General features: G+C 56.0%; 20 protein-coding genes. 14 read left to right on the plus strand and 6 right to left on the minus strand.

Annotation, left to right across the window (positions count from 1 at the left end):
• Positions 1-100: 100 nt before the first annotated feature.
• Both ompR and envZ read left to right on the plus strand, forming a co-directional pair.
• On the plus strand, positions 101-820 hold the full coding sequence (gene ompR, locus Q3H59_RS01650; protein WP_001157751.1) for a two-component system response regulator OmpR: 720 nt from the start codon (positions 101-103) through the stop codon (positions 818-820).
• Complete coding sequence (gene envZ / locus Q3H59_RS01655) at positions 817-2,181, plus strand: two-component system sensor histidine kinase EnvZ (protein ID WP_101762680.1); 1,365 nt, start codon at positions 817-819, stop codon at positions 2,179-2,181. The genes ompR and envZ overlap by 4 nt, the downstream gene beginning before the upstream one ends.
• 36 nt (positions 2,182-2,217) lie before the next feature.
• Here the strand turns inward: envZ and pckA are convergent, their stop codons facing one another.
• From pckA to Q3H59_RS01680, 5 genes are all read right to left on the minus strand, one after another.
• A complete protein-coding gene (pckA, locus tag Q3H59_RS01660; RefSeq protein ID WP_101762679.1) occupies positions 2,218-3,837 on the minus strand; it encodes a phosphoenolpyruvate carboxykinase (ATP) in 1,620 nt (539 codons plus the stop codon).
• A gap of 274 nt (positions 3,838-4,111) precedes the next feature.
• Positions 4,112-4,984, minus strand: a complete 873-nt coding sequence (gene hslO / locus Q3H59_RS01665; RefSeq protein ID WP_277974181.1) for an Hsp33 family molecular chaperone HslO — start codon at positions 4,982-4,984, stop codon at positions 4,112-4,114.
• Positions 4,985-5,008: 24 nt separating this feature from the next.
• Complete coding sequence (hslR, locus tag Q3H59_RS01670; protein ID WP_101762677.1) at positions 5,009-5,410, minus strand: ribosome-associated heat shock protein Hsp15; 402 nt, start codon at positions 5,408-5,410, stop codon at positions 5,009-5,011.
• Positions 5,411-5,428: 18 nt separating this feature from the next.
• Positions 5,429-6,097, minus strand: coding sequence for a GMP/IMP nucleotidase (yrfG, locus tag Q3H59_RS01675; RefSeq protein ID WP_309832850.1), 669 nt, complete (start codon positions 6,095-6,097; stop codon positions 5,429-5,431).
• A 53-nt stretch (positions 6,098-6,150) separates the two neighbouring features.
• The gene (locus Q3H59_RS01680; RefSeq protein ID WP_309832852.1) at positions 6,151-8,292 is read right to left on the minus strand and encodes an intracellular growth attenuator family protein; all 2,142 of its coding nucleotides are present in this window, start codon (positions 8,290-8,292) and stop codon (positions 6,151-6,153) included.
• A 397-nt stretch (positions 8,293-8,689) separates the two neighbouring features.
• Between Q3H59_RS01680 and nudE the strand changes: the two genes are divergently transcribed.
• A complete protein-coding gene (gene nudE / locus Q3H59_RS01685) occupies positions 8,690-9,256 on the plus strand; it encodes an ADP compounds hydrolase NudE (protein WP_192414833.1) in 567 nt (188 codons plus the stop codon).
• 51 nt (positions 9,257-9,307) lie between these two features.
• Here the strand turns inward: nudE and mrcA are convergent, their stop codons facing one another.
• The gene (gene mrcA, locus Q3H59_RS01690; protein ID WP_309832855.1) at positions 9,308-11,848 is read right to left on the minus strand and encodes a peptidoglycan glycosyltransferase/peptidoglycan DD-transpeptidase MrcA; all 2,541 of its coding nucleotides are present in this window, start codon (positions 11,846-11,848) and stop codon (positions 9,308-9,310) included.
• A gap of 149 nt (positions 11,849-11,997) precedes the next feature.
• Here mrcA and pilM point away from each other — a divergent pair, with 149 nt between their 5' ends.
• From pilM to Q3H59_RS01745, 11 genes are all read left to right on the plus strand, one after another.
• Positions 11,998-12,807: a pilus assembly protein PilM gene (gene pilM, locus Q3H59_RS01695; RefSeq protein ID WP_309832858.1), complete on the plus strand. Its 810-nt coding sequence runs from the start codon at positions 11,998-12,000 to the stop codon at positions 12,805-12,807.
• Positions 12,807-13,349: a PilN domain-containing protein gene (locus Q3H59_RS01700; protein WP_309832860.1), complete on the plus strand. Its 543-nt coding sequence runs from the start codon at positions 12,807-12,809 to the stop codon at positions 13,347-13,349. The genes pilM and Q3H59_RS01700 overlap by 1 nt, the downstream gene beginning before the upstream one ends.
• Entirely contained in the window at positions 13,342-13,836 is a 495-nt protein-coding gene (locus tag Q3H59_RS01705; protein WP_101762670.1) for a hypothetical protein, read from the plus strand. Before Q3H59_RS01700 ends, Q3H59_RS01705 begins: the two co-directional genes overlap by 8 nt.
• Entirely contained in the window at positions 13,826-14,203 is a 378-nt protein-coding gene (locus Q3H59_RS01710; RefSeq protein ID WP_309832862.1) for a HofP DNA utilization family protein, read from the plus strand. Before Q3H59_RS01705 ends, Q3H59_RS01710 begins: the two co-directional genes overlap by 11 nt.
• Positions 14,148-15,407, plus strand: coding sequence for a DNA uptake porin HofQ (gene hofQ / locus Q3H59_RS01715; RefSeq protein ID WP_101762668.1), 1,260 nt, complete (start codon positions 14,148-14,150; stop codon positions 15,405-15,407). The genes Q3H59_RS01710 and hofQ overlap by 56 nt, the downstream gene beginning before the upstream one ends.
• Positions 15,408-15,888: 481 nt before the next feature.
• Positions 15,889-16,410 carry a shikimate kinase AroK gene (aroK, locus tag Q3H59_RS01720; RefSeq protein WP_008107887.1) on the plus strand — a complete coding sequence of 174 codons (522 nt, stop codon included), beginning with the start codon at positions 15,889-15,891 and terminating at the stop codon, positions 16,408-16,410.
• A gap of 39 nt (positions 16,411-16,449) precedes the next feature.
• A complete protein-coding gene (gene aroB, locus Q3H59_RS01725; protein WP_192236981.1) occupies positions 16,450-17,538 on the plus strand; it encodes a 3-dehydroquinate synthase in 1,089 nt (362 codons plus the stop codon).
• Positions 17,539-17,602: 64 nt separating this feature from the next.
• Entirely contained in the window at positions 17,603-18,640 is a 1,038-nt protein-coding gene (locus tag Q3H59_RS01730) for an SPOR domain-containing protein (protein WP_192414847.1), read from the plus strand.
• A 97-nt stretch (positions 18,641-18,737) separates the two neighbouring features.
• Positions 18,738-19,550, plus strand: a complete 813-nt coding sequence (gene dam / locus Q3H59_RS01735) for an adenine-specific DNA-methyltransferase (protein WP_101762665.1) — start codon at positions 18,738-18,740, stop codon at positions 19,548-19,550.
• Between the two features lie 65 nt (positions 19,551-19,615).
• Positions 19,616-20,299: a ribulose-phosphate 3-epimerase gene (rpe, locus tag Q3H59_RS01740; RefSeq protein WP_101762664.1), complete on the plus strand. Its 684-nt coding sequence runs from the start codon at positions 19,616-19,618 to the stop codon at positions 20,297-20,299.
• Positions 20,283-20,960 (plus strand): phosphoglycolate phosphatase, encoded by a 678-nt coding sequence (locus tag Q3H59_RS01745; protein WP_101762663.1) that lies wholly within the window; start codon positions 20,283-20,285, stop codon positions 20,958-20,960. Before rpe ends, Q3H59_RS01745 begins: the two co-directional genes overlap by 17 nt.
• The last annotated feature ends 15 nt before the right edge of the window (positions 20,961-20,975 follow it).

Here is a 20,975-nt window from a genome sequence, read left to right on the forward strand (position 1 = left end):
TAACAATTTCGGCTAGAATATAAACCATTAATGACTGTCACACTGAGGCCTCTTTTTTTAACAATATTGGCTCAGGCAATGGCGCCTTTGGGAGTTGAACATGCAAGAGAACTACAAAATTCTGGTCGTCGATGATGATATGCGTTTGCGTGCGTTGCTGGAGCGCTATCTCACCGAGCAGGGCTTTCAGGTGCGTAGCGTTGCCAACGCCGAGCAAATGGACCGACTGTTAACCCGCGAATCCTTCCACTTGATGGTGCTCGACTTGATGCTGCCGGGCGAAGATGGTTTGTCTATCTGCCGCCGTTTGCGCAGTCAAAGCAACCCGATGCCGATCATCATGGTCACCGCGAAAGGCGAAGAAGTGGATCGTATCGTCGGTCTGGAAATCGGTGCGGATGACTACATTCCAAAACCGTTTAACCCGCGCGAACTGCTGGCGCGTATTCGTGCCGTATTGCGTCGTCAGGCCAATGAGTTGCCGGGCGCGCCTTCGCAGGAAGAAGCGGTTATCGCCTTCGGTAAGTTCAAGCTGAACCTCGGCACCCGCGAGATGTTCCGTGAAGATGAGCCAATGCCGCTGACCAGCGGTGAGTTTGCCGTGCTGAAAGCGCTGGTGAGCCATCCGCGTGAGCCGCTGTCACGCGATAAGCTGATGAACCTGGCGCGTGGCCGTGAATACAGCGCCATGGAACGCTCCATCGACGTGCAGATCTCGCGTCTGCGCCGCATGGTGGAAGAAGATCCGGCGCATCCACGTTACATTCAGACCGTTTGGGGTCTTGGCTACGTATTCGTTCCGGACGGCAGCAAAGCATGAGGCGATTGCGCTTCTCACCCCGCAGTTCGTTTGCCCGCACCTTGTTATTGATTGTTACCTTGCTGTTCGTCAGCCTGGTAACAACCTATTTGGTGGTGCTCAATTTCGCCATTCTTCCCAGCTTGCAGCAGTTCAATAAGGTCCTCGCGTACGAAGTGCGTATGTTGATGACCGATCGGCTGCAGCTGGAAGACGGAACGCAGTTGGAAGTGCCTCCGGCCTTCCGACGCGAAATTTATCGTGAGCTGGGCATCTCGTTGTATACCAACGCGGCGGCGGAAGAGAGCGGTTTGCGCTGGGCGCAACATTACGAATTCCTTAGTGAGCAGATGGGCCAGCAGCTGGGCGGTCCTACCGATGTCCGTGTCGAGGTGAATAAAAACTCGCCGGTGGTGTGGCTGAAAACCTGGCTGTCGCCGGATATCTGGGTGCGCGTGCCGCTCACCGAAATCCATCAGGGCGACTTCTCACCGCTGTTCCGCTACACGCTGGCGATTATGCTGCTGGCGATTGGCGGCGCCTGGCTGTTTATCCGCATCCAGAACCGACCCCTGGTGGATCTGGAGCATGCGGCGTTGCAGGTCGGTAAAGGCATCATTCCACCGCCGCTGCGTGAATACGGCGCGTCGGAAGTGCGTTCGGTGACGCGGGCGTTTAACCAAATGGCGGCCGGTGTGAAGCAGTTGGCCGACGATCGTACCTTGTTAATGGCGGGTGTCAGCCACGATTTGCGTACGCCGCTGACGCGCATTCGTCTCGCTACTGAGATGATGGGCGAGCAGGATGGTTATCTGGCCGAGTCGATCAACAAAGATATCGAAGAGTGCAACGCGATTATCGAGCAGTTCATCGACTATCTGCGTACCGGTCAGGAGATGCAGACCGAGCGTGCCGACCTCAACAGCGTGCTGGGCGAAGTGGTGGCGGCAGAGAGCGGCTACGAGCGCGAGATTGAGAACGCGGTGATGTCCGAGGATTTGATGCTGGATATCAACCCGCTGTCGATCAAGCGCGCGCTGGCGAATCTGGTGGTCAACGCGGCGCGTTATGGCAATGGATGGATTAAGGTCAGCAGCGGCAAGGAGCTGAACCGCGCGTGGTTCCAGGTGGAAGATGATGGTCCGGGCATCAAGCCGGATCAGCTACAGCATCTGTTCCAGCCGTTTGTGCGCGGCGACAGCGCGCGCAGTACCAGCGGCACCGGTCTCGGTTTGGCGATTGTGCAGCGTATTATTGATGCGCATGAAGGCTCGCTGGAGATTGGTGACAGCGACCGGGGCGGATTGCGGATTCGTGCCTGGTTGCCGATTCCGGAAGGCAGCAGCGCTACGGCGGTGGCGAGTATCAATCACAGTGCGTGATACCCGGCGGGCATTTATGCCCACCGGGTTTTCACATCACAACTGCGGACCCGCCTGAACTAGCGCTTTACCCGCATCGTTATCGGTATATTTCTCAAAGTTAGTAATAAAGCGCTGCGCCAGATCCTGCGCGGCTTGCTGCCAGGCCGCTTCTGTTGGCCAGCTGCGGCGCGGATCGAGAATCGCGCTATCCACCTGCGGCAGAACTTTAGGCATCTGCAGGTTGAACACCGGCAAGGTGTCAGTCTCAACCTCATCCAGCTCACCGGCCAGAATCGCATTGATGATGGCGCGCGTGTCTTTCAACGAAATGCGCTTGCCGCTGCCGTTCCAGCCGGTATTCACCAGATACGCCTGCGCACCTGCCGCTTCCATGCGCTTCACCAGCACGTCGGAATATTGCGTAGGGTGCAGCGTCAGGAACGCCGCGCCAAAGCAGGCAGAGAAGGTGGGCGTTGGCTGCGTGACGCCGCGCTCGGTGCCGGCCAGTTTGGCGGTAAAGCCAGACAGGAAATGGTATTGCGTCTGTTCCGGCGTCAAGCGTGAAACCGGCGGCAGCACGCCAAAGGCATCGGCGGTAAGGAAAATCACCCGCTTCGCATGGCCCGCTTTCGACACCGGCTGCACAATGTTCTCGATATGCTCGATCGGATAAGAGACGCGGGTATTCTCGGTCTTGCTGCCGTCGGCGTAATCCACGCTGCCATCGGCGCGCACCACCACATTTTCCAGCAGCGCATTGCGGCGAATCGCCCGGTAGATCTCCGGCTCCGCCTGCTCAGACAGATTGATGGTTTTGGCGTAGCAGCCGCCTTCAAAATTGAACACGCCGTCGTCATCCCAGCCGTGTTCGTCATCGCCAATCAGCTGGCGATCCGGATCGGTGGACAATGTGGTTTTACCGGTGCCGGACAGGCCGAAGAACACCGCCACATCGCCCGCTTTGCCGACATTAGCCGAACAGTGCATTGAAGCGATGCCTTTCAGCGGCAGCAGGTAGTTCATGATGGCGAACAGCCCTTTCTTCATCTCGCCGCCGTACCAGGTGCCGCCAATCAGCTGCATGCGCTCGGTCAGGTTGAAGGCGACGAAGTTCTCGGAGTGCAGACCTTGCGCCTGCCAGTCTGGATTGGTGCACTGCGCGGCGTTCATCACCACGAAATCCGGTTTGAAGTCAGCCAGTTCGGCTTCGCTCGGGCGGATAAACATGTTTTTGACGAAGTGCGCCTGCCAGGCCACTTCCATCACGAAGCGCACGCTGAGGCGCGTGTCAGGATTGGCACCGCAGAACGCATCGATCACAAACAGGCGTTTGCCGGAAAGCTGCTGGGTGCAGCGATCTTTCAACGCCTGCCAGGTTTCCTGTGACAGCGGCTGGTTATCATTTTTACCGTTGCCGACATCGTTCCACCACAGCGTGTCGCGCGTGGTGTCATCCCGAACGATGTACTTATCTTTTGGCGAGCGACCCGTGAAGATGCCGGTATCCACGGCAATAGCACCGCTCTGCGTCAGAATGCCTCGCGCATAACCTTCCAGCTCTGGGCGAGTTTCTTCCTGAAACAGGGTGTCGAAATCAGGGTTGTACACCACTTCGGTGGTGCCGCTGATGCCCATAGAGGCGAGGTCTTGCGATGTCAGGCCGTTAACGCGCATGTGACTGCTCCTTTAATCGGTATCTGTTACTGCATATTTTTTATGAGGTGATTCTGCCGCCTGCCTGCATAGCCACGCAGGGCAGATCGCGCGCAGTGTACTCTTCTGAGCACGGCGGAAAAGAGAAGATAGTCAGAAATGCGAGCTGGAACGTGACAAGTAGAGAAATCTGCCACTTATGAAACTAAAGTCAGCGTTATTTAGCTAATAACCGTGATAAATGATAGGGATACGTTCAGCAGGAATGCGGGCGGATGAACCGCCCGGCAGGTAATTAATGCACGTGATCGCTGTTGTTGGTTGGCGCGTTACGAATAGCGGCAATATCCACTGCATCGAACACGTAATGCGATCCGCAATAGTCGCAATTCATATCGATTTCGCCATCCTCTGCGAGGATTTCGTCCACTTCCTCAACCGGCAACGTGCTCAGCACTTCACCGCAGCGCTCGCGTGAACAGGTGCACTTGAAGCTGACTGGCGACGGATCGAACACGGTGGCTTCTTCCTGATGATACAGGCGCCACAGCACGTCGGTGGCGGGCAGCTCAATCAGCTCTTCGCTCTTCACGGTTTCGGTCAGCGTGGCGAGGTGATTGAAATCATCCAGGCTCGGCTCTTGCGCTGGCAGCACCTGCAGCAGAATGCCGGCTGCGCCTTTGTTGCTGGTGCGGATAAACAGGCGCGTTGGCAACTGCTCAGAACGTATGAAGTAATCTTCCAGACAACCCGCCAGCGTATCCGCTTCCAGGCCAACCACGCCCTGATAGCGCTCGCCTTTCTCTGGCGAAATGGTGATCACCAGATAGCCGTTACCGACCATCTCTTTCAGGCTGCTGCCGGGTGCGATCTCCGCGTCTTCTTGCACGCGCGCCACGCCACGCAACTCCTGACGGTTGTTACCGTTGATCACCGCCAGCGTCAGCGGACCGTCGCCCTGTAACTGCACCGTGATATCACCGTCAAACTTCAGCGTTGCCGTTAGCAGGCTGGTGGCTACCAGCAGCTCGCCCAGCAAGGTTTTTACCGGCTCAACGTAGTTGTGATTTTCGACGATTTCACGCCAGGTTTCGCTCACATTGACCAGCTCGCCGCGCACGGCGACGTTTTCGAACAGGTAACGGTGCAGTTGATCGTTTGCAGACATAGTGTTTCTCTCGTTGGGGGCGCGTTATTTATCACCCGACAATTTAAATTTCATCAGATCGCGGCGCTCTTTCTTATCCGGGCGGCGATCGGGGTGCGGCATGGTTAAGGCATTCATCTTGCGTGCCAGCGCGGTTTTCTCGCGCTTGTCGATGCTGGCGGCGGTTTCGGCATACAGCGCCTGGGCTTCGCTGGCCGGACGACGCTGATCGGTCACGGCGGTGATCACCACGGTGCGCTCATCGTTGCCCTGACGCAGCGTCAATTCAGCATTTAGCTCCACCAGTTTGCTCGGCTTGCTGCGCTGACCGTTGTAATGCACTTTGCCGCCTTCGACCATTTCGCGTGCCAGCGCACGCGTTTTGTAGAAGCGCGCGGCCCACAGCCATTTGTCGAGGCGCACGCCTTCGCTCACTTTCTCTTTCATGGTATTGCGGCTCCTGCTTTAACGCAGCGTCTCACACAATTGGCGATAATCGCGTACCGCCGGATGACGCTGGAAAGATTGATCGGGCCGACCGGAATCCGGATTGCTGACGCCTAAGCACCAGCGGATGCCCCAGCGTGTTGCTGCATCCAGAATCGCTTCGCTGTCATCAATGAATAGCGTGCGCGCGCTGTCAAACGCAGTGTGTTGCTGAACGGCTTGCCAGAGACGCGGATCCTCTTTCGGATATCCAAAGGTATGGGTGGAAAGTAATAAATCAAGGTGGGCAGCTAATCCGGTCTGCTCCAGTTTCACATCTAGATTGTAAGGATGCGCATTGGTCAACAGAATCGTGCGCTTACCTGCGGCACGCAGCGCCTGCAATAGCGGCAGCGTATCTTCACGCATTGCCGCGCGGTGGCGCTTCTCCCACGTCATGGCGCGAATATCCAGCGCCAGTTCCTGAGACCAGTAATCGAGACAATACCAGTTTAGCGTATGCACCACGGCCTGGTATTTCTGCTCAATCAGCTGATGCGCTTCGCCCAGCGTGATGGCGCGTTCGCGGCTCAGGGTTTCCGGAACGTGTTCCAGCCAGAGGTGGCGATCAAAGGCGAGATCGAGCAAGGTGCCGTCCATATCCAGCAGCACGGTATCAATCTCTGACCAGTTAAGCGTAACCTGCATTGTCTTTCTCGCCGCAAAAAAGTGGGCGACAGGGTAGCACAGAAGGAGAGGGCTCAGAACAGTGAGCGCACGCTCTGCATAGTGTTCAGATTGTGGTTGAAGCACTTATCGTAATACTGCTGAATTTCCGCCATGCGCAGGCGATTGCGATGAATACGACGCAGCGCCAGCAAGCCGTTGATCACCGCGCTGGCAATCAGCACCAGCATCAACAGCGTCGTACCCAAATAGCGCCACTGCGCCATGGCATCCGGCTCGTTATGCAGCGCGATATGGCGTGTGCCGTTGGCATCGGTGGTAATACTGGTGATGATGCCGCTGGCGGCGAATGGCGTATGCAGCAGCATGCCAGACATGCGTTGCAGCTCGCGCCATTGCGAAGGCGCATCAAGATCGAACAGCGGTACCGACGGCTGCGGCTGCATCACCATCTGACGACCTTCATCACTGACAATCAGGAAGCCACCCGGCGGTGGACTATTGAGGTTTTCAGCCGCACGGCGCGTTTCACGCGCGAAGAAGCTGGAGGTGGCGGTGTTCACCAGATTTTCCAGCGCTTCGGCACTCACCGGACGCAGCAGCACGTTCATGCCATTCAGCTTGCCAGAATCCGCGCGGTGAATCAGTGAATCCCAATCTTTGGCGTTGCCGAGATTCACCAGCGCATTTTTCAGGCGTACGCAATCCTGCTGCTGGCTGCACAGATCCTGGGTTTTCAGCACCAAATCCGAGAAGTCATCCAGCAGAATCATGCCCGATTTCTGAATCGCCGAGGCGAGCTGCGGATTGAGTTTGGGATCGGTATTGGTTTCCGGATGCAGCTGGCGCGTGGTGGTATCGAGCAGCGCCGAGGCTTTATCGATGATCTCCGATTGCGGCTGTGGCAGCGGCGCGGCGTTATTCCAGTAAATCGCCGAGCAGTCGAACGGCATGTAGGCGTAGCTGCGATTGCTTTGATAATTGCCCGGTACCGAACACATGCCGGTGCCGCCCACTTTCAAAATGTCGCCGATGTGCAGCGGCAGCGCATTCAGCTTATCCACGCTATTCACTTCAATGCTCTCGGTGCCTTTCACCCATGCAAGGCTGAGTTTGATCGGCATGCTGAGAGGAATCCAGGTGAATAGCATGACCAGCACCAGCAGCGAGCCGCACGCCAGCACCAGATTTTTACGCCAGCGCTGCACCGGGAAGTTACGCACTTCATCCTGCAGCGACAGGAAGCGCCCCTGACGCACTACCTGACGATTGAGGTACATATCGACGTCGGTGGTTTGGCCTAAATCGTGCGCTACATACGGCTGCCAGTGCGCGGGATAGATTAAATCAATAATGCCCAGCGAGATGTTGCTCTGCTCCTGATTGGATTCACCAAACAGGCCCCAGCGCTTGGGCGCACCGCGCAGGCAATGCACATCGCGCAAACCTTTGGCGCCAGGGAAGCGATAGAGGAACCACAGGCTAACGGCGATCATCAGGCAGCCGAGCAGCGCAATCCAGCCCATCAGGCTGCCGGGCAGCACCAGACTCAGGAAGAACAGCAGGAAAGCGAAACAGATGGCGACCGCTTCACGCGTGCCGTCGGCGCGAGACAGCTGATACTCTTCTGAGGTCTCTTTGCGTACCTGCAGCAGCTCAACATTCTCGCTCTCTTCTTTACGAATCGACGCGTTAGTGGACATCGGACGCACCAGTGGCGGCAGCGCCGGTTGTTCTACCGCGTAATTCACCAGCGAATGTCCGTTAAGCGAAATCACCAGCGGCAGCGTTTGCGTGCGGATCAGCTCTACGTGGTTCTCTTCGGCTATGTACTGTTCCCAAAGCGGCGGAAGATGCACTTCGACTTCATCGAGATAGTAGCGCCACTTCTGCGGATCGTCGGTGGAGAGGCCATAGCGGGTGATGGAGCGGGTGACAGGATAAACATTGTTGCTTTGCGCGGTGAGCGTCAGCGCTTGAGGTTCGCGCGGCTTCTTTGCGGATCGCGCGCTGCTGTGTTGCTGCTGTTTCACCAGTAGCGCGATGTACTTTTCAACGGCAGCGCGTTCTTCGTCGGTGAGTTTACGATTAGGCGGACTGATAAACGGCAGTGGTTTCGCCAACGGCGGACGATGCCGCATAGCGAACCAATAGCCGATACCTGCTAATAAGGAACAGGCGAGCATGACAGCCAGAATGACAATATAAGTGTTCATGCTTTGCTCAATCCAGCCAAAAAACTGCCTTCACGTTAACGAATTACTCCCGGTGAATCCATCAATACAAGTCAATTTTGGCGAGCAGATGTCATTCTGACAAGGGAAAAGTCAGATAAAATAACGCGCAAAATCATTTAATTATAGTTTGTTAGATCATTCCTTAACGGGATGTTAACCAGACATGACTCAACTAAATATCGGTATTTTCTGAATTTAACCCAACACCGTTGACTTATTGTGAATTTTTAACTGCATAGATAACAAGAAGTTGTTAGCAGCCATAAGTGAATGTGTGTCACCATAGTTTACTTACGCTGCGTGTCGCACAATAGTTCTGGCTTCGGTATGCTGGCGTCATCACGTTTCACAGGGTTGTGCTAAGTTTGAGGCTGATATGAAAACCCCAATGAAAAAACCTGACATCCTCAATGTGGCAGCGGTGGCCCGCTCCCGCCTGTTCACCATCGAAGCGGTCGATCTCGTTTTCAGCAATGGCGCGCGCCGCGTTTATGAGCGCATGAAACCTTCCGACCGTGAAGCGGTGATGATTGTGCCGATTATTGGCGATGACGTGATCCTGATCCAGGAGTATGCCGTCGGTCTGGAAAGCTATGAACTGGGCTTTCCTAAAGGGCTAATCGATCCTGGCGAAAGCGCCTTTGAAGCCGCCGATCGTGAACTGAAAGAAGAAGCGGGATTTGGTGCCACCAAACTGGAAGCGCTGGGCAAGCTGACCATGGCGCCCTCATATTTCTCCAGCAAGATGAACATCGTGGTGGCGGAAGGTTTGTACGAAGAGAAGCTGGAAGGTGATGAGCCGGAGCCGCTAATTGTCCATCGCTGGCCGCTAAATAATCTGCTGGCGCTGCTGGATGAACCCGACTTCCGCGAAGCGCGTAACGTCAGCGCGCTGTTTATGGTGCGTGAGTGGCTGGTGAAGCAGGGCCGTTTAAGCTACTAAATTGCATCATCATTAAAAAAAGAAAGCCGGCGCATTTGCCGGCTTTTTTGATCAGAACAGTTCGTGGCTTTCGCCGTTGTCCATGAGGGTGGTGCCGACATCATGCACCGAATACTCGGTTGGCTGGGTGCCGTTGATGAAGTACTCCTGACGCGAGTTACCGCCGTTAGCCAACTTGCCGGTGCCGCGATCGATGTTAACGGTGACCACGCCATCTGGCGGTGTTAGCGGCTGTACCGGCACGCCTTCCAGCGCGGATTTCATATAGTCATCCCACGCTGGCTGTGCACTCTTCGCGCCGCCTTCGTAACCGGAGATTTGATCCGGTATCGCACCTGACATGGTGGAGCGACCCAACGCGCGCGAATCATCGAAACCAATCCACACCGACGTCACCACGCCCGGACCATAACCAGAGAACCACGCATCTTTCGAGCTGTTGGTGGTACCGGTTTTGCCGCCGATATCGTTACGCTTCAGGTCACGACCGGCACGCCAGCCCGTTCCCATCCAGCCCGGCTCGCCGAAGATGTTGGTGTTCAGCGCGCTCTTGATCAGGAATGACAGCGGCGTGTTGATCACGTGCGGAGCATACTGCTGCTCGCCACCCGGCTGTGCAGGCACTTGCTCCAGCTCCGGTTGCGGCACGGTTTGGTTCTGCGATTGATCGGAGGTCGCGACATTCTCGACGCTCTCTTCATTCAACGCGACCGACTTTTTGGTATCGCCATAGATCACCGGCAGGTTGCACTGCGGACAGGCAATCTTCGGTTTTTCTTCGAAGATCACGCCGCCTTGTTCATTCTCAATCTTCGCGATGAAGTAAGGATCAATCAGGAAGCCGCCGTTCGCCATCACCGCGTAGCCGCGTACTACCTGCATTGGGGTAAAGGACGCCGCGCCTAAGGCTAACGATTCGGTATGCACGATGTTCTGCGCCGGGAAGCCGAAACGCTGCAGATATTCCGCCGCGTAATCAACGCCCATCGCACGCATCGCACGTACCATCACCACGTTTTTCGACTCGCCTAAGCCCTGACGCAAACGGATTGGACCTGCATACGTTGGCGGTGAGTTCTTCGGACGCCAGTCAGCACCCGCACCGGCATCCCAGCGCGAAATCGGCACGTCGTTGAGAATCGATGCCAGCGTTAAACCGCGATCCATCGCTGCGGTATACAGGAAGGGTTTGATGTTGGAACCCACCTGACGCAGCGCCTGGGTTGCGCGGTTGAACATGCTCTGATTGAAATCGAAACCGCCGACCAGCGCGCGAACCGCACCATCTTCTGGATTGAGTGACACCAGCGCCGAGTTCACCGCCGGAACCTGGCCGAGCCACCAGTCGTCATTCACTTTACGCACCCAAATCTGCTGGCCGGTTTGCAGCACCTGCGTCACGCTGCGCGGCGTTGGGCCTTGCAGCGTGTCAGATTTGTAAGCGCGTGCCCAGCGTACGCCGGCCATATTCAGCGTAACGCTGCTGCCATCTTTCAGCATCGCCGTGGCCTGATCGGCGCTGGCGCTGGTGATCACCGCAGCATTCAGCGGTCCGTAAGTTGGCAGATTTTTCAGCGCATTCTGGATGCGGGTTTGATCCCAGCTCGCTTCGCCCACTTTCCACAGCACATTGGTTGGACCGCGATAGCCGTGGCGCATGTCATACGCCATCACATTGTTACGCACCGCCTGCTGTGCGGCTTCCTGCAGATGGCGGGTGACGGTGGTGTAGACCTTGTAACCATCTTCATAGGCTTTATCGCCATAACGCTTCACCATCTCCTGACGCACCATTTCACTTAAGTAAGGTGCAGAGAAGGCGATTTCCGGGCCGTGATAGCTGGCCGTCAGCGGCGAGTTACGCGCTTCGTTATATTGCTGCTGCGTGATGTAGTTTTGATCCAGCATACGCGCCAGCACCACATTACGACGCGCCAGCGCACGCGTATGAGAATAGAGCGGGTTGAACGTCGAAGGTGCTTTTGGCAACCCAGCAATCATCGCCATTTCACTCAGCGACAGTTGATCAATAGGTTTACCAAAGTAGACCTGCGCCGCCGCGCCCACGCCGTACGCGCGATAGCCGAGATAAATCTTGTTGAGATAGAGCTCAAGGATTTCATCTTTGCTCAGCAGCTGTTCGATACGGATCGCGAGGAACGCTTCCTTAATCTTACGCATCAAGGTGCGTTCCGGGCTGAGGAAGAAGTTACGCGCCAGCTGTTGAGTAATGGTACTGGCGCCCTGCGAGGCGTGACCGGACATCAGCGCAATGCTGGCTGCACGGAAAATCCCCACCGGATCGACACCGTGATGCTCGTAGAAACGGCTATCTTCGGTGGCAATAAACGCTTTGATTAACTCAGGCGGCATCTGTTGTAGGGTCAGCGGGACACGGCGCTTCTCGCCGTACTGGGCGATTAGATCGCCATCCGCGCTGTAAACCTGCATAGGAGTTTGCAGGCGCACATCTTTCAATGTGTTCACATCAGGCAGCTGCGGCTCTATGTATTTGTACAAACCATAAACCGTGCCGGCTCCCAGCAAAATGCAACACACTGCAAGGATCAATAAATACTTTACGAACTTCACCTGAGAATTCCCATCTGTTGTCGTTTGAGCAGTTTATAAGCAACCGCGCGGTAGTATAAAGACAAGCCTGACGCATTCATATACCTGTCAGGCTTGAAGTTGCCGGGGTATCAGCACTCTGACCTTTTAATGATAAGGAGATCGCGCGTATGGCTTTTCAGCGCTGGCAAATTGGACTGGATATCCAAAACGGACAACTGTGTGCCCTTGGCATCGAACGCCGACGTCATGGTTGGCAGTTGCGACACTGGTGGCAACAAACGCTGCCGCAAGATACGTTAAGAAACGGCGTGCTGCAAACCACGCCTGCGTTACTGGATATGTTAGGGCGCTGGCAGCGCCATCTGCCGAAGCGCTATTCACTGCGCGTTGGCCTGCCGCCGCAGTTGGTATTGCAACGCACTTTGCCGCTGCCGGAAACCTCGCTGCGTGAACCCGCGCTGGGGCGCTATGTGGCGGCTTCTGCGCAGCGTCTGTTTCCCGTCGAACCCGCTTCGCTGTCGCTGGATTATCGCTCACCGGGCAAGGATGCACCGCTTTACGTTACCGCGGCACGGCGCGAGGTGATTACGCAATGGCTGACGCCGCTCAAACAGGCAGGTCTGCGACCGGACGTATTCGAACTGAGTAGCCTGGCGCTGACGCAGATCGCCATGCGCCTGCCGTTACGCCACAACCACTTATTGATTCATCCGCTTAGCGATCATTGGCTATGGGCGCTGGTGGGGGAAAGCACTACATCAGGCGCGGCCACCGAACCTCTCACCCTCGCACAGCTGCGCGAAACCTTCCCGCAGATGGAAAGCGTATTCTGCACCTCAACTCAGGTTTTGCCTGAGGAGCAGGTTAAACGCTGCAAGCCGTTTTCGCTGCTGCACTATCTGCAACCGCCGTTGCCTGCACAGGAAGGTATTTTTGCCATCGCGCTTGGGCTGGCGCTGCGCCCGGAGGATATCTGATGCTGGCGGTCAACCTGCTTCCCTGGCGCATCCAGCAATCGCAGCGGCGGCGCCAGCAGAGTGTCTCGCTGCTGTCGCTCACGCTGGCCTGCACCTTGCTGATCCTCTCATTACTGTGGTGGCGCGGCGTCATTGCACGGCAGCAACAAACGGACGCGCTGATGGATATCACCTCTATCCTCAGCGCACTGCAGCAACAGCTGGAACAGCAGCAATCGCTGTTGAAGCTGCGTGAATCACTTCTTCAGGCGCAGCAGGCACAGCTGCAACGGCAAGATCAGCATCAGCGCTGGCAGCATTTTTGGCAGCAATTATCGGAGTTAATGCCAGACACCTTGTGGCTCAATCGCCTCGAACGTCGGCAAGGGCAACTGGTGCTGGAAGGGCAAGCGCAGAGCATGGCGGCGGTCAGTGATTTTCGTCATCAGCTCATGACTCAGCCGCTGTTCAGCAGCGTAAAGCAGGGCGCTGTGAAGCGCGAAGCGGGCGGCGACTATCGTTTTGCTTTGCATGCGCGCGTGCAGGAGGTAGCCGATGAATGAACTCCTGCAGCGCTGGCTGATGCTCACGCTGCCGCTGCGCATGCTGGGACTTTTGACGTTATCGCTGGGGCTGTTTGCGCTGACGTGGATCGTGCTGCTTCGTCCGCAGCAGCAGATGCGTGAAGCGCAAGCGCGGCAGCTGGAACAGATGCGTCAACAGCAGCAACAGCGGTTGCAACAGCTGGCTTCACTTCCGGCGATTGATGTGTTGCAGAGCGAGATTAGCCTGCTGCAGCAACCCACGAAGGATACCGGCACTCAGCAAACGCTGGAGCGAATCGTGGCAGCGCGCGGCAATCAGCTGGAAGCCTGGCATCCGGATAGCCAGCCGCAGCAGCTGCAGTTAAGGCTTGCCTGGCCGCAATTTCTGCCGCTGTTTAGTGAACTAGCCAGCACCCGATTACCGGTGCCACAACGCTTTCAGCTGCAAGCCGAGCAAGGTGTATTGAACACGCAACTGTGGCTGGAGAGTGACGATGCGGAGTAGCGCCTTGCTGTTGTGGCTTTGTAGCTCGCTGGCGCTGGCGCGCGATCCTTTCCAGCCGCTGGCAGCAACGCTGTGTCAGACGCAGGTTGCTGCGCCAGAAGGCTGGCGCTTGCAGGGCATTATTGGCACGGCGCCGCACTACGTGGCGTGGCTGGTGTCACCTCAAGGCAAAAGCCATCGGCTGGATAATCAAGCGCCTTTTCCCCAGCCGCCCTGGCAAGTCGTGCAGCTTACGTCGCGCATGCTGGTGTTGAGCGCAGCACAAAGCTGCACGCCACAGCAAATCACATGGGTAATAAAAGGAGGTTTTTATGAAATGGATGACGTTACTGATGCTGCTGTGTCTGAGCATGCCGCTGCGCGCTAACGACGACCGATTAAGTCTGACGTTTGATGATGCGCCGGTTGAACGCATTTTGCAGGCGCTGGCAGATTATCAGCAGACCAACCTGCTGATTGCGCCGGGCGTTGAAGGTCGGCTGTCGCTGCGCTTAGACAATGTCGGCTGGGATCGCGCGCTCGCGCTGGTAACGCAGCTGGCAAAACTCACCGTGGTGCAGGAAGAGGGCGTTTTGCTGGTCTATCCGGAAAGCTGGCAGCAGCAGCAGGCGCAACAGGAAAAGGTGGAGCGTGAGGAGGAGAAGCAGCAAACGCCGCTGGAACAACAAACCGTGACGCTGCATTACGCCAGCGCCAGCGATATTTACCGCAGCCTGCAAGCCGAACGTTCGTTGATGACGCCGCGCGGTAGCGTCACGGTCGATAGCCGCACCAACAGTTTGCTGCTGCGCGATACGGCTGAGGCATTGCGTGACACCGAGCGCTGGTTAAAAGCGCTGGATTTGCCGCTCGAGCAGGTTGAGCTCGCGGCACACATCGTCACCATCAATGAAGAGCATCTGCGCGAGTTAGGTGTTAACTGGGGCACGTCACCGGCAGAAGTGGTAACGCAGGCGTTGCGCAACCCGCTGCTCGAGATTCCTCTTGCGGTGAGTAATCCGGCGTTTCGCGCGGGCGTGACGCTGGGCCAGGTCAGCGGCGAATTGCTCAATCTGGAACTGAGTGCGCTGGAGCAGGAGAACCAAATCGAAATCATCGCCAGTCCGCGCTTGTTTACCTCGCATCAGCAAACCGCCAGCATCAAACAGGGCACGGAAATTCCTTATGAGGTGAAATCGGGCAACAGCGGTGCCACCGCCATTGAATTTAAGGAAGCGGTTTTAGGCATGGAAGTGACGCCGGTGGTGCTGGGAAATGGCCGCATCCAGCTCAAACTGCGGCTGAGCCAGAACTTGCCAGGGCGCAGTGTAAACATTGGCGATAACCAGGTGCTGAGTATTGATAAGCAGGAGATCGAGACTCAGGTGACGCTGCGCGATGGCGAAACCTTAGCGCTGGGCGGCATTTTCCAGCAGCAGCGTACGCAGAGCGAAAAACGCGTGCCCTGGCTGGGCGATATGCCTTTATTAGGGAATTTGTTCCGTCAGCAAACTGATGAGCAGAAGAAAAAGGAGCTGGTGATCTTTATTACTCCCAGACTGGTCAGGGAAGCAGCGCTTACTGCCGGATAAAGCGGAAAATTCGTTCTGTGAGGCCAACTGCGTTGACGCAGGGCTGGAATTAGCTTACAAGGTTTAGCGATTTTCAAAACGGTGTAACGGAACGCGGCAGAATAACCTTCCGAATGACGTTGGTCACAAGCGATACTGACGTCAAAAGAAATATCGCCAAAATAATTCGAGCTCCAGTAAGACGTTAAATGAGTGAATGCACTGTGCTTACATCGGTAAGCGATGACAGTGGATGACCCCGGCCAGCGTGCCTGTAGCACGAAATATAGCGGATCAGCGGAGGTGCGTTACCGTCTCGCGAACCACAGACCGGTCCTGTTAAGAGGTCGCCGGGGGCAATTTATTCGGTTGCCAAACGGCCATGAGTGTTGAGATAATTTTCCGTCTGACTCTTGTTAACGCTCATGAGGTCTCAGTTCCTGTCCCGCCAGCTATGCTGAACGCGGGGTATCATCAACGAATTCTTAGTAATACCGATAAAATGGCAGAGAAACGCAATATCTTTCTGGTTGGGCCGATGGGTGCCGGCAAAAGCACTATTGGTCGTCAGTTGGCTCAGCAACTCAATATGGAATTTTTCGATTCCGATCAGGAAATTGAGCGACGCACCGGAGCGGATGTAGGCTGGGTATTTGATGTGGAAGGCGAAGAAGGCTTCCGCGATCGTGAAGAAAAGATCATTAATGAGCTGACCGAGAAGCAAGGCATTGTCCTCGCGACCGGTGGCGGCTCAGTCAAATCCCGCGAGACCCGTAATCGTCTCTCCGCCCGCGGTGTGGTCGTATACCTTGAAACCACCATCGAAAAGCAACTTGCACGAACCCAGCGTGATAAAAAGCGTCCGCTGTTGCAGGTTGAATCACCGCCGCGCGAAGTACTGGAAGCGCTAGCTGGTGAACGTAATCCGCTTTATGAAGAGATCGCTGATGTCACTATTCGCACTGACGATCAGAGTGCAAAAGTGGTGGCCAATCAGATCATCAACATGCTGGAAAAGAACTAATCCAGCGCCCTGAGGGCTCAGCAATAGGTATCGGTCATCATGGAGAAGATCACTGTCTCACTCGGGGATCGCAGTTACCCCATCACCATCGCTGCCGGACTGTTTAACGATCCGGCTTCTTTTTGGCCGCTCAAAGCAGGCGACAATGCCATGCTGGTGACAAACCAGACCCTGGCGCCGATCTATCTTGAACCCCTGTCAGCGCTGCTCAGCAATGCCGGCATTAAGGTAGATCAGGTCATTTTGCCTGATGGTGAGCAGTACAAAACCCTGGCGGTCATGGACGAGGTGTTCACCGCGCTGCTGAAAAAGCCGCACGGTCGTGATACCACGTTGATTGCACTCGGTGGTGGCGTGATTGGTGACTTAACCGGATTTGCTGCAGCCAGCTATCAGCGTGGCGTGCGCTTTATTCAGGTGCCGACCACGTTGTTGTCTCAGGTTGACTCCTCCGTCGGTGGAAAAACCGCGGTAAACCATCCACTCGGCAAAAACATGATTGGGGCGTTTTATCAGCCTGCGTCTGTCGTAGTGGATACCCATTGCCTGACCACTCTGCCACCGCGCGAACTAGCGTCCGGTCTGGCGGAAGTGATCAAATACGGCATTATCCTTGATGGCGAATTCTTCCAGTGGCTAGAGCAAAATCTTGATGCTCTGCTGGCGCTGGATGAAAAAGCCCTGGCTTACTGCATCCGTCGCTGCTGCGAGCTAAAAGCAGAAGTGGTTGCGGCTGATGAGCGCGAAACCGGCGTACGTGCACTGCTCAATCTGGGCCATACTTTTGGTCATGCGATTGAAGCGCACATGGGCTACGGCAACTGGCTGCACGGCGAAGCGGTGTCGGCTGGCATGGTGATGGCCGCACGTACCGCTGAACGTTTAGGGCAGTTCACCTCGGTTGAAACCGATCGCATTATCGCACTGCTGCTGCGTGCTGGTTTGCCTGTACATGGCCCGGCGAGCATGGCGGCGGAAGATTATTTGCCACACATGATGCGCGATAAGAAAGTGCTGGCGGGCGAGCTGCGTCTGGTGCTGCCTCTCGCTATTGGCCGCTCTGAAGTGCGTGGCGGTGTGGCTCATGATATGGTGCTGGCAGCAATTAACGATTGCCAGAAACCCTGATTATTAGAAGTGATGAGTGGTGATGCGGCGTGTGGGAAGCGCGTCGTTTTACGGAGGAGGCTAAATGGATGAGTTCAAACCGGAAGACGAGTTAAAACCTGACGCCAGTGACCGCCGTCCGACGCGGCCACGCAAATCGTCTTCTGCGCCGAAAGTGAAAGTACCGGTTTCCCGTCAACATATGATGATGGGCATTGGTATTTTGGTTCTGCTGTTGGTGGTGCTGGGGATTGGTTCAGCATTAACCGGCCCAGACGAGAAGAAACCCGCAACCAATACCGCAAATAATGGCGCGGCACCTTCTGCCGGTGGCAGCGAAAAGAACATCGACCTTTCGGGATCGACGTCCATGAGCGGCCAGCAAAACGCCACGCCTTCTGCTGAAGGCAGCGCAGCGCAAAACACCGCGGGAACAACTGCACCAGCGGGCAGCGATGGTCAATCCATCTCGATGCCATCGGTCTCCTCGACGCCGACGCAAGCTGCGCCTGTGGATACGCCAGCTAATCAACAACGTGTCACGCTGCCTGGCGATCTCAATAGTGCGCTGAACAATCAGCAAGGTTCTGTCGATGCCGCAGCACAAGGCGCGCAGGGTAATAGCTCGCTGCCAACCGCGCCAGCCACAGTCAGCGGCAACGGTAAAGCGATCACGCCGCCAGCCATGCGTTCAGAAACCCCCGCGCGCACCAGCAACAACGGTACACGCGAGACGCACGCGTCGACGCCGCATAAAACACCGACCGCCACTAAACCAGCAGCTGTGAAAGAGAACAACACCCGCACCACCGCGACGCGTAATCCCGCGCCTGCCAGTGCGAGCGGTGCCAGCAAATCGTTGCCGTCGGGCGGGAACTACACGCTGCAGTTGAGCGGTGCGTCGAAAGAAGAGAGCCTGAACGCCTGGGCGAGAAAACAGAACCTGAGTGGTTATCACGTGTATAAAACCACGCGTAACGGCGAACCTTGGTATGTGTTGGTGAGCGGCGCTTTTGCCACGCCAGCCGATGCGAAACGCGCCGTGGCATCGCTGCCAGCGGAAGTGCGTGCGGCCAATCCGTGGGTAAAACCGCTTAGCCAGGTGAAGAAAGAAAGCCAGTAATGAGATGTGGGGCCGCAAAAATGCGGCCCCGTTTAAAGCGCAGAGCTGCTGTCGGTTCCACCACAGCCAATAATTAAGATGTAATAACCACGACAGCATGAAAAAAAATCGCGCTTTCCTGAAATGGGCCGGAGGGAAATACCCGCTCCTCGATGACATCCGTCGTCATTTGCCACAAGGTGATTGTCTAATCGAACCCTTTGTCGGCGCCGGTTCCGTGTTCCTCAACACCGACTATGACCGCTATCACCTGGCGGACATCAACGGTGATCTCATCAATCTGTATAACATCGTCAAAACGCGTACCGCGGCTTTCATTGAAGACGCGCGCCAGCTTTTCAACGCTGAAGGCAACACGGCAGAAACCTACTACGCGCAGCGCATCGCCTTTAATGCGAGCAAAGATGAATATCAGCGCGCGGTGCTGTTTCTGTATCTCAATCGCCACGGTTATAACGGTCTGTGCCGCTACAATTTGCGCGGTGAGTTTAACGTGCCTTTTGGCCGGTATCGCAAGCCGTACTTCCCGGAAGCGGAGCTGCTCTGGTTTGCCGAACGGGCGCAAAAAGCGACCTTTGTCTGTGAATCGTACGATGTTACTCTGAACAACGCCGTTGAAGGCTCAGTGGTTTATTGCGATCCGCCGTATGCCCCGCTTTCGGCGACAGCGAATTTTACCGCTTACCACACCAACAGTTTTAGTCTGCGCGAGCAGCAGCATCTGGCTGAGTTAGCCAATAAGCTTTCGCAGCAAAATCGCATCCCGGTACTGATTTCAAACCACGATACGGTACTCACGCGTGAGTGGTATCAGAATGCGGATTTACACATAGTCAAAGCCCGGCGTTCCATCAGCCGAAGCATAAGTGGTCGCACGCAAGTCGACGAACTGCTAGCGCTTTTCCGCTAGCCTGTTTCGTCCGCGACCAAGGCATTACGCCAGCTCAGGCTGGCGCACAAAATTGGGAGAATCGGATGAAACAATTTTTACTGGCCCCATCAATTCTGGCTGCTGACTTCGCGCGTTTGGGTGAAGACACGGCCAAAGCGCTGGCGGCAGGTGGTGATGTGGTCCATTTCGATGTGATGGATAACCACTACGTTCCCAATCTGACGATGGGGCCGATGGTGCTTAAAGCGCTGCGCGATTACGGCATCACTGCACCTATTGATGTGCATCTGATGGTTAAACCTGTGGATGCATTGATCCCGGAATTCGCTAAAGCGGGCGCCACCTTCATCACTTTCCACCCGGAAGCCAGCGAGCATGTTGATCGCACGCTGCAGCTGATCAAAGAGCATGGTTGCAAAGCCGGTCTGGTGTTCAACCCTGCGACGCCGCTCCACTACCTCGATTATGTAATGGATAAGCTGGACATCATTCTGCTGATGTCGGTGAACCCAGGCTTTGGCGGTCAATCCTTCATTCCCGGTACGCTCGACAAACTGCGTCAGGCGCGTCGCCTGATTGATGAGAGTGGCTACAACATTCGTCTGGAAGTGGATGGCGGCGTGAAAATCGATAACATCGGCCAGATTGCTGCCGCCGGTGCCGATATGTTTGTTGCCGGTTCCGCGATCTTCGGTCATCCGGATTACAAAAAAGTGATCGATGAAATGCGTGGCGAACTGGAGAAAGTTAATGGCTCATTTCACTGATATCCGCGCGCTGGCGTTTGACCTCGACGGTACGCTGGTCGATAGCGCGCCGGGCCTGGCACAAGCCATCGATCATGCGCTGAGCGATCTGCAGCTGCCGCCGCCGGGTTTGGCATTGGCTTCTACCTGGATTGGTAACGGCGCTGACGTGATGATGACCCGCGCGCTGACCTGGGCGCTGGGACGCGAGCCGCATGCCGAAGAGCAACGCGATGCGCGTGCGCTGTTTGACAAGTATTACGCGCAAACGGTAGAAGCGGGCAGTACGCTGTTCCCGCAGGTAGTAGAGACGCTGGCGGCCTTGCAGGCGAAAGGCCTGCCGTTGGCGATCGTCACCAACAAGCCAACGCCATTTGTGGCGCCGCTGCTGAAGTCGCTCGGGATTGCTGAGTACTTCACGCAGATTATCGGCGGTGACGACGTAATTGTGAAAAAGCCCCATCCAGCGGCCATTTTCCTCGTCCTTGGCCATTTTGGCGTGCTTCCGGGACAATTACTGTTTGTCGGCGATTCTCGCAATGATATTCTCGCGGCCCAGGCGGCAGGCGTACCGAACATCGGTATGACATTCGGCTACAACTACGGCGAGCCGATTGCTACCAGCCAACCCGATTTAACTCTCGACTCTTTTGACGAACTTTTGCCCGCTATCGGGCTGTGATTATCAGGACATAAC

Origin of the sequence: Pantoea sp. SORGH_AS_0659, assembly GCF_031453915.1 — a bacterium.
In the GTDB taxonomy this organism is placed as follows: Bacteria; Pseudomonadota; Gammaproteobacteria; order Enterobacterales; family Enterobacteriaceae; genus Pantoea; species Pantoea leporis.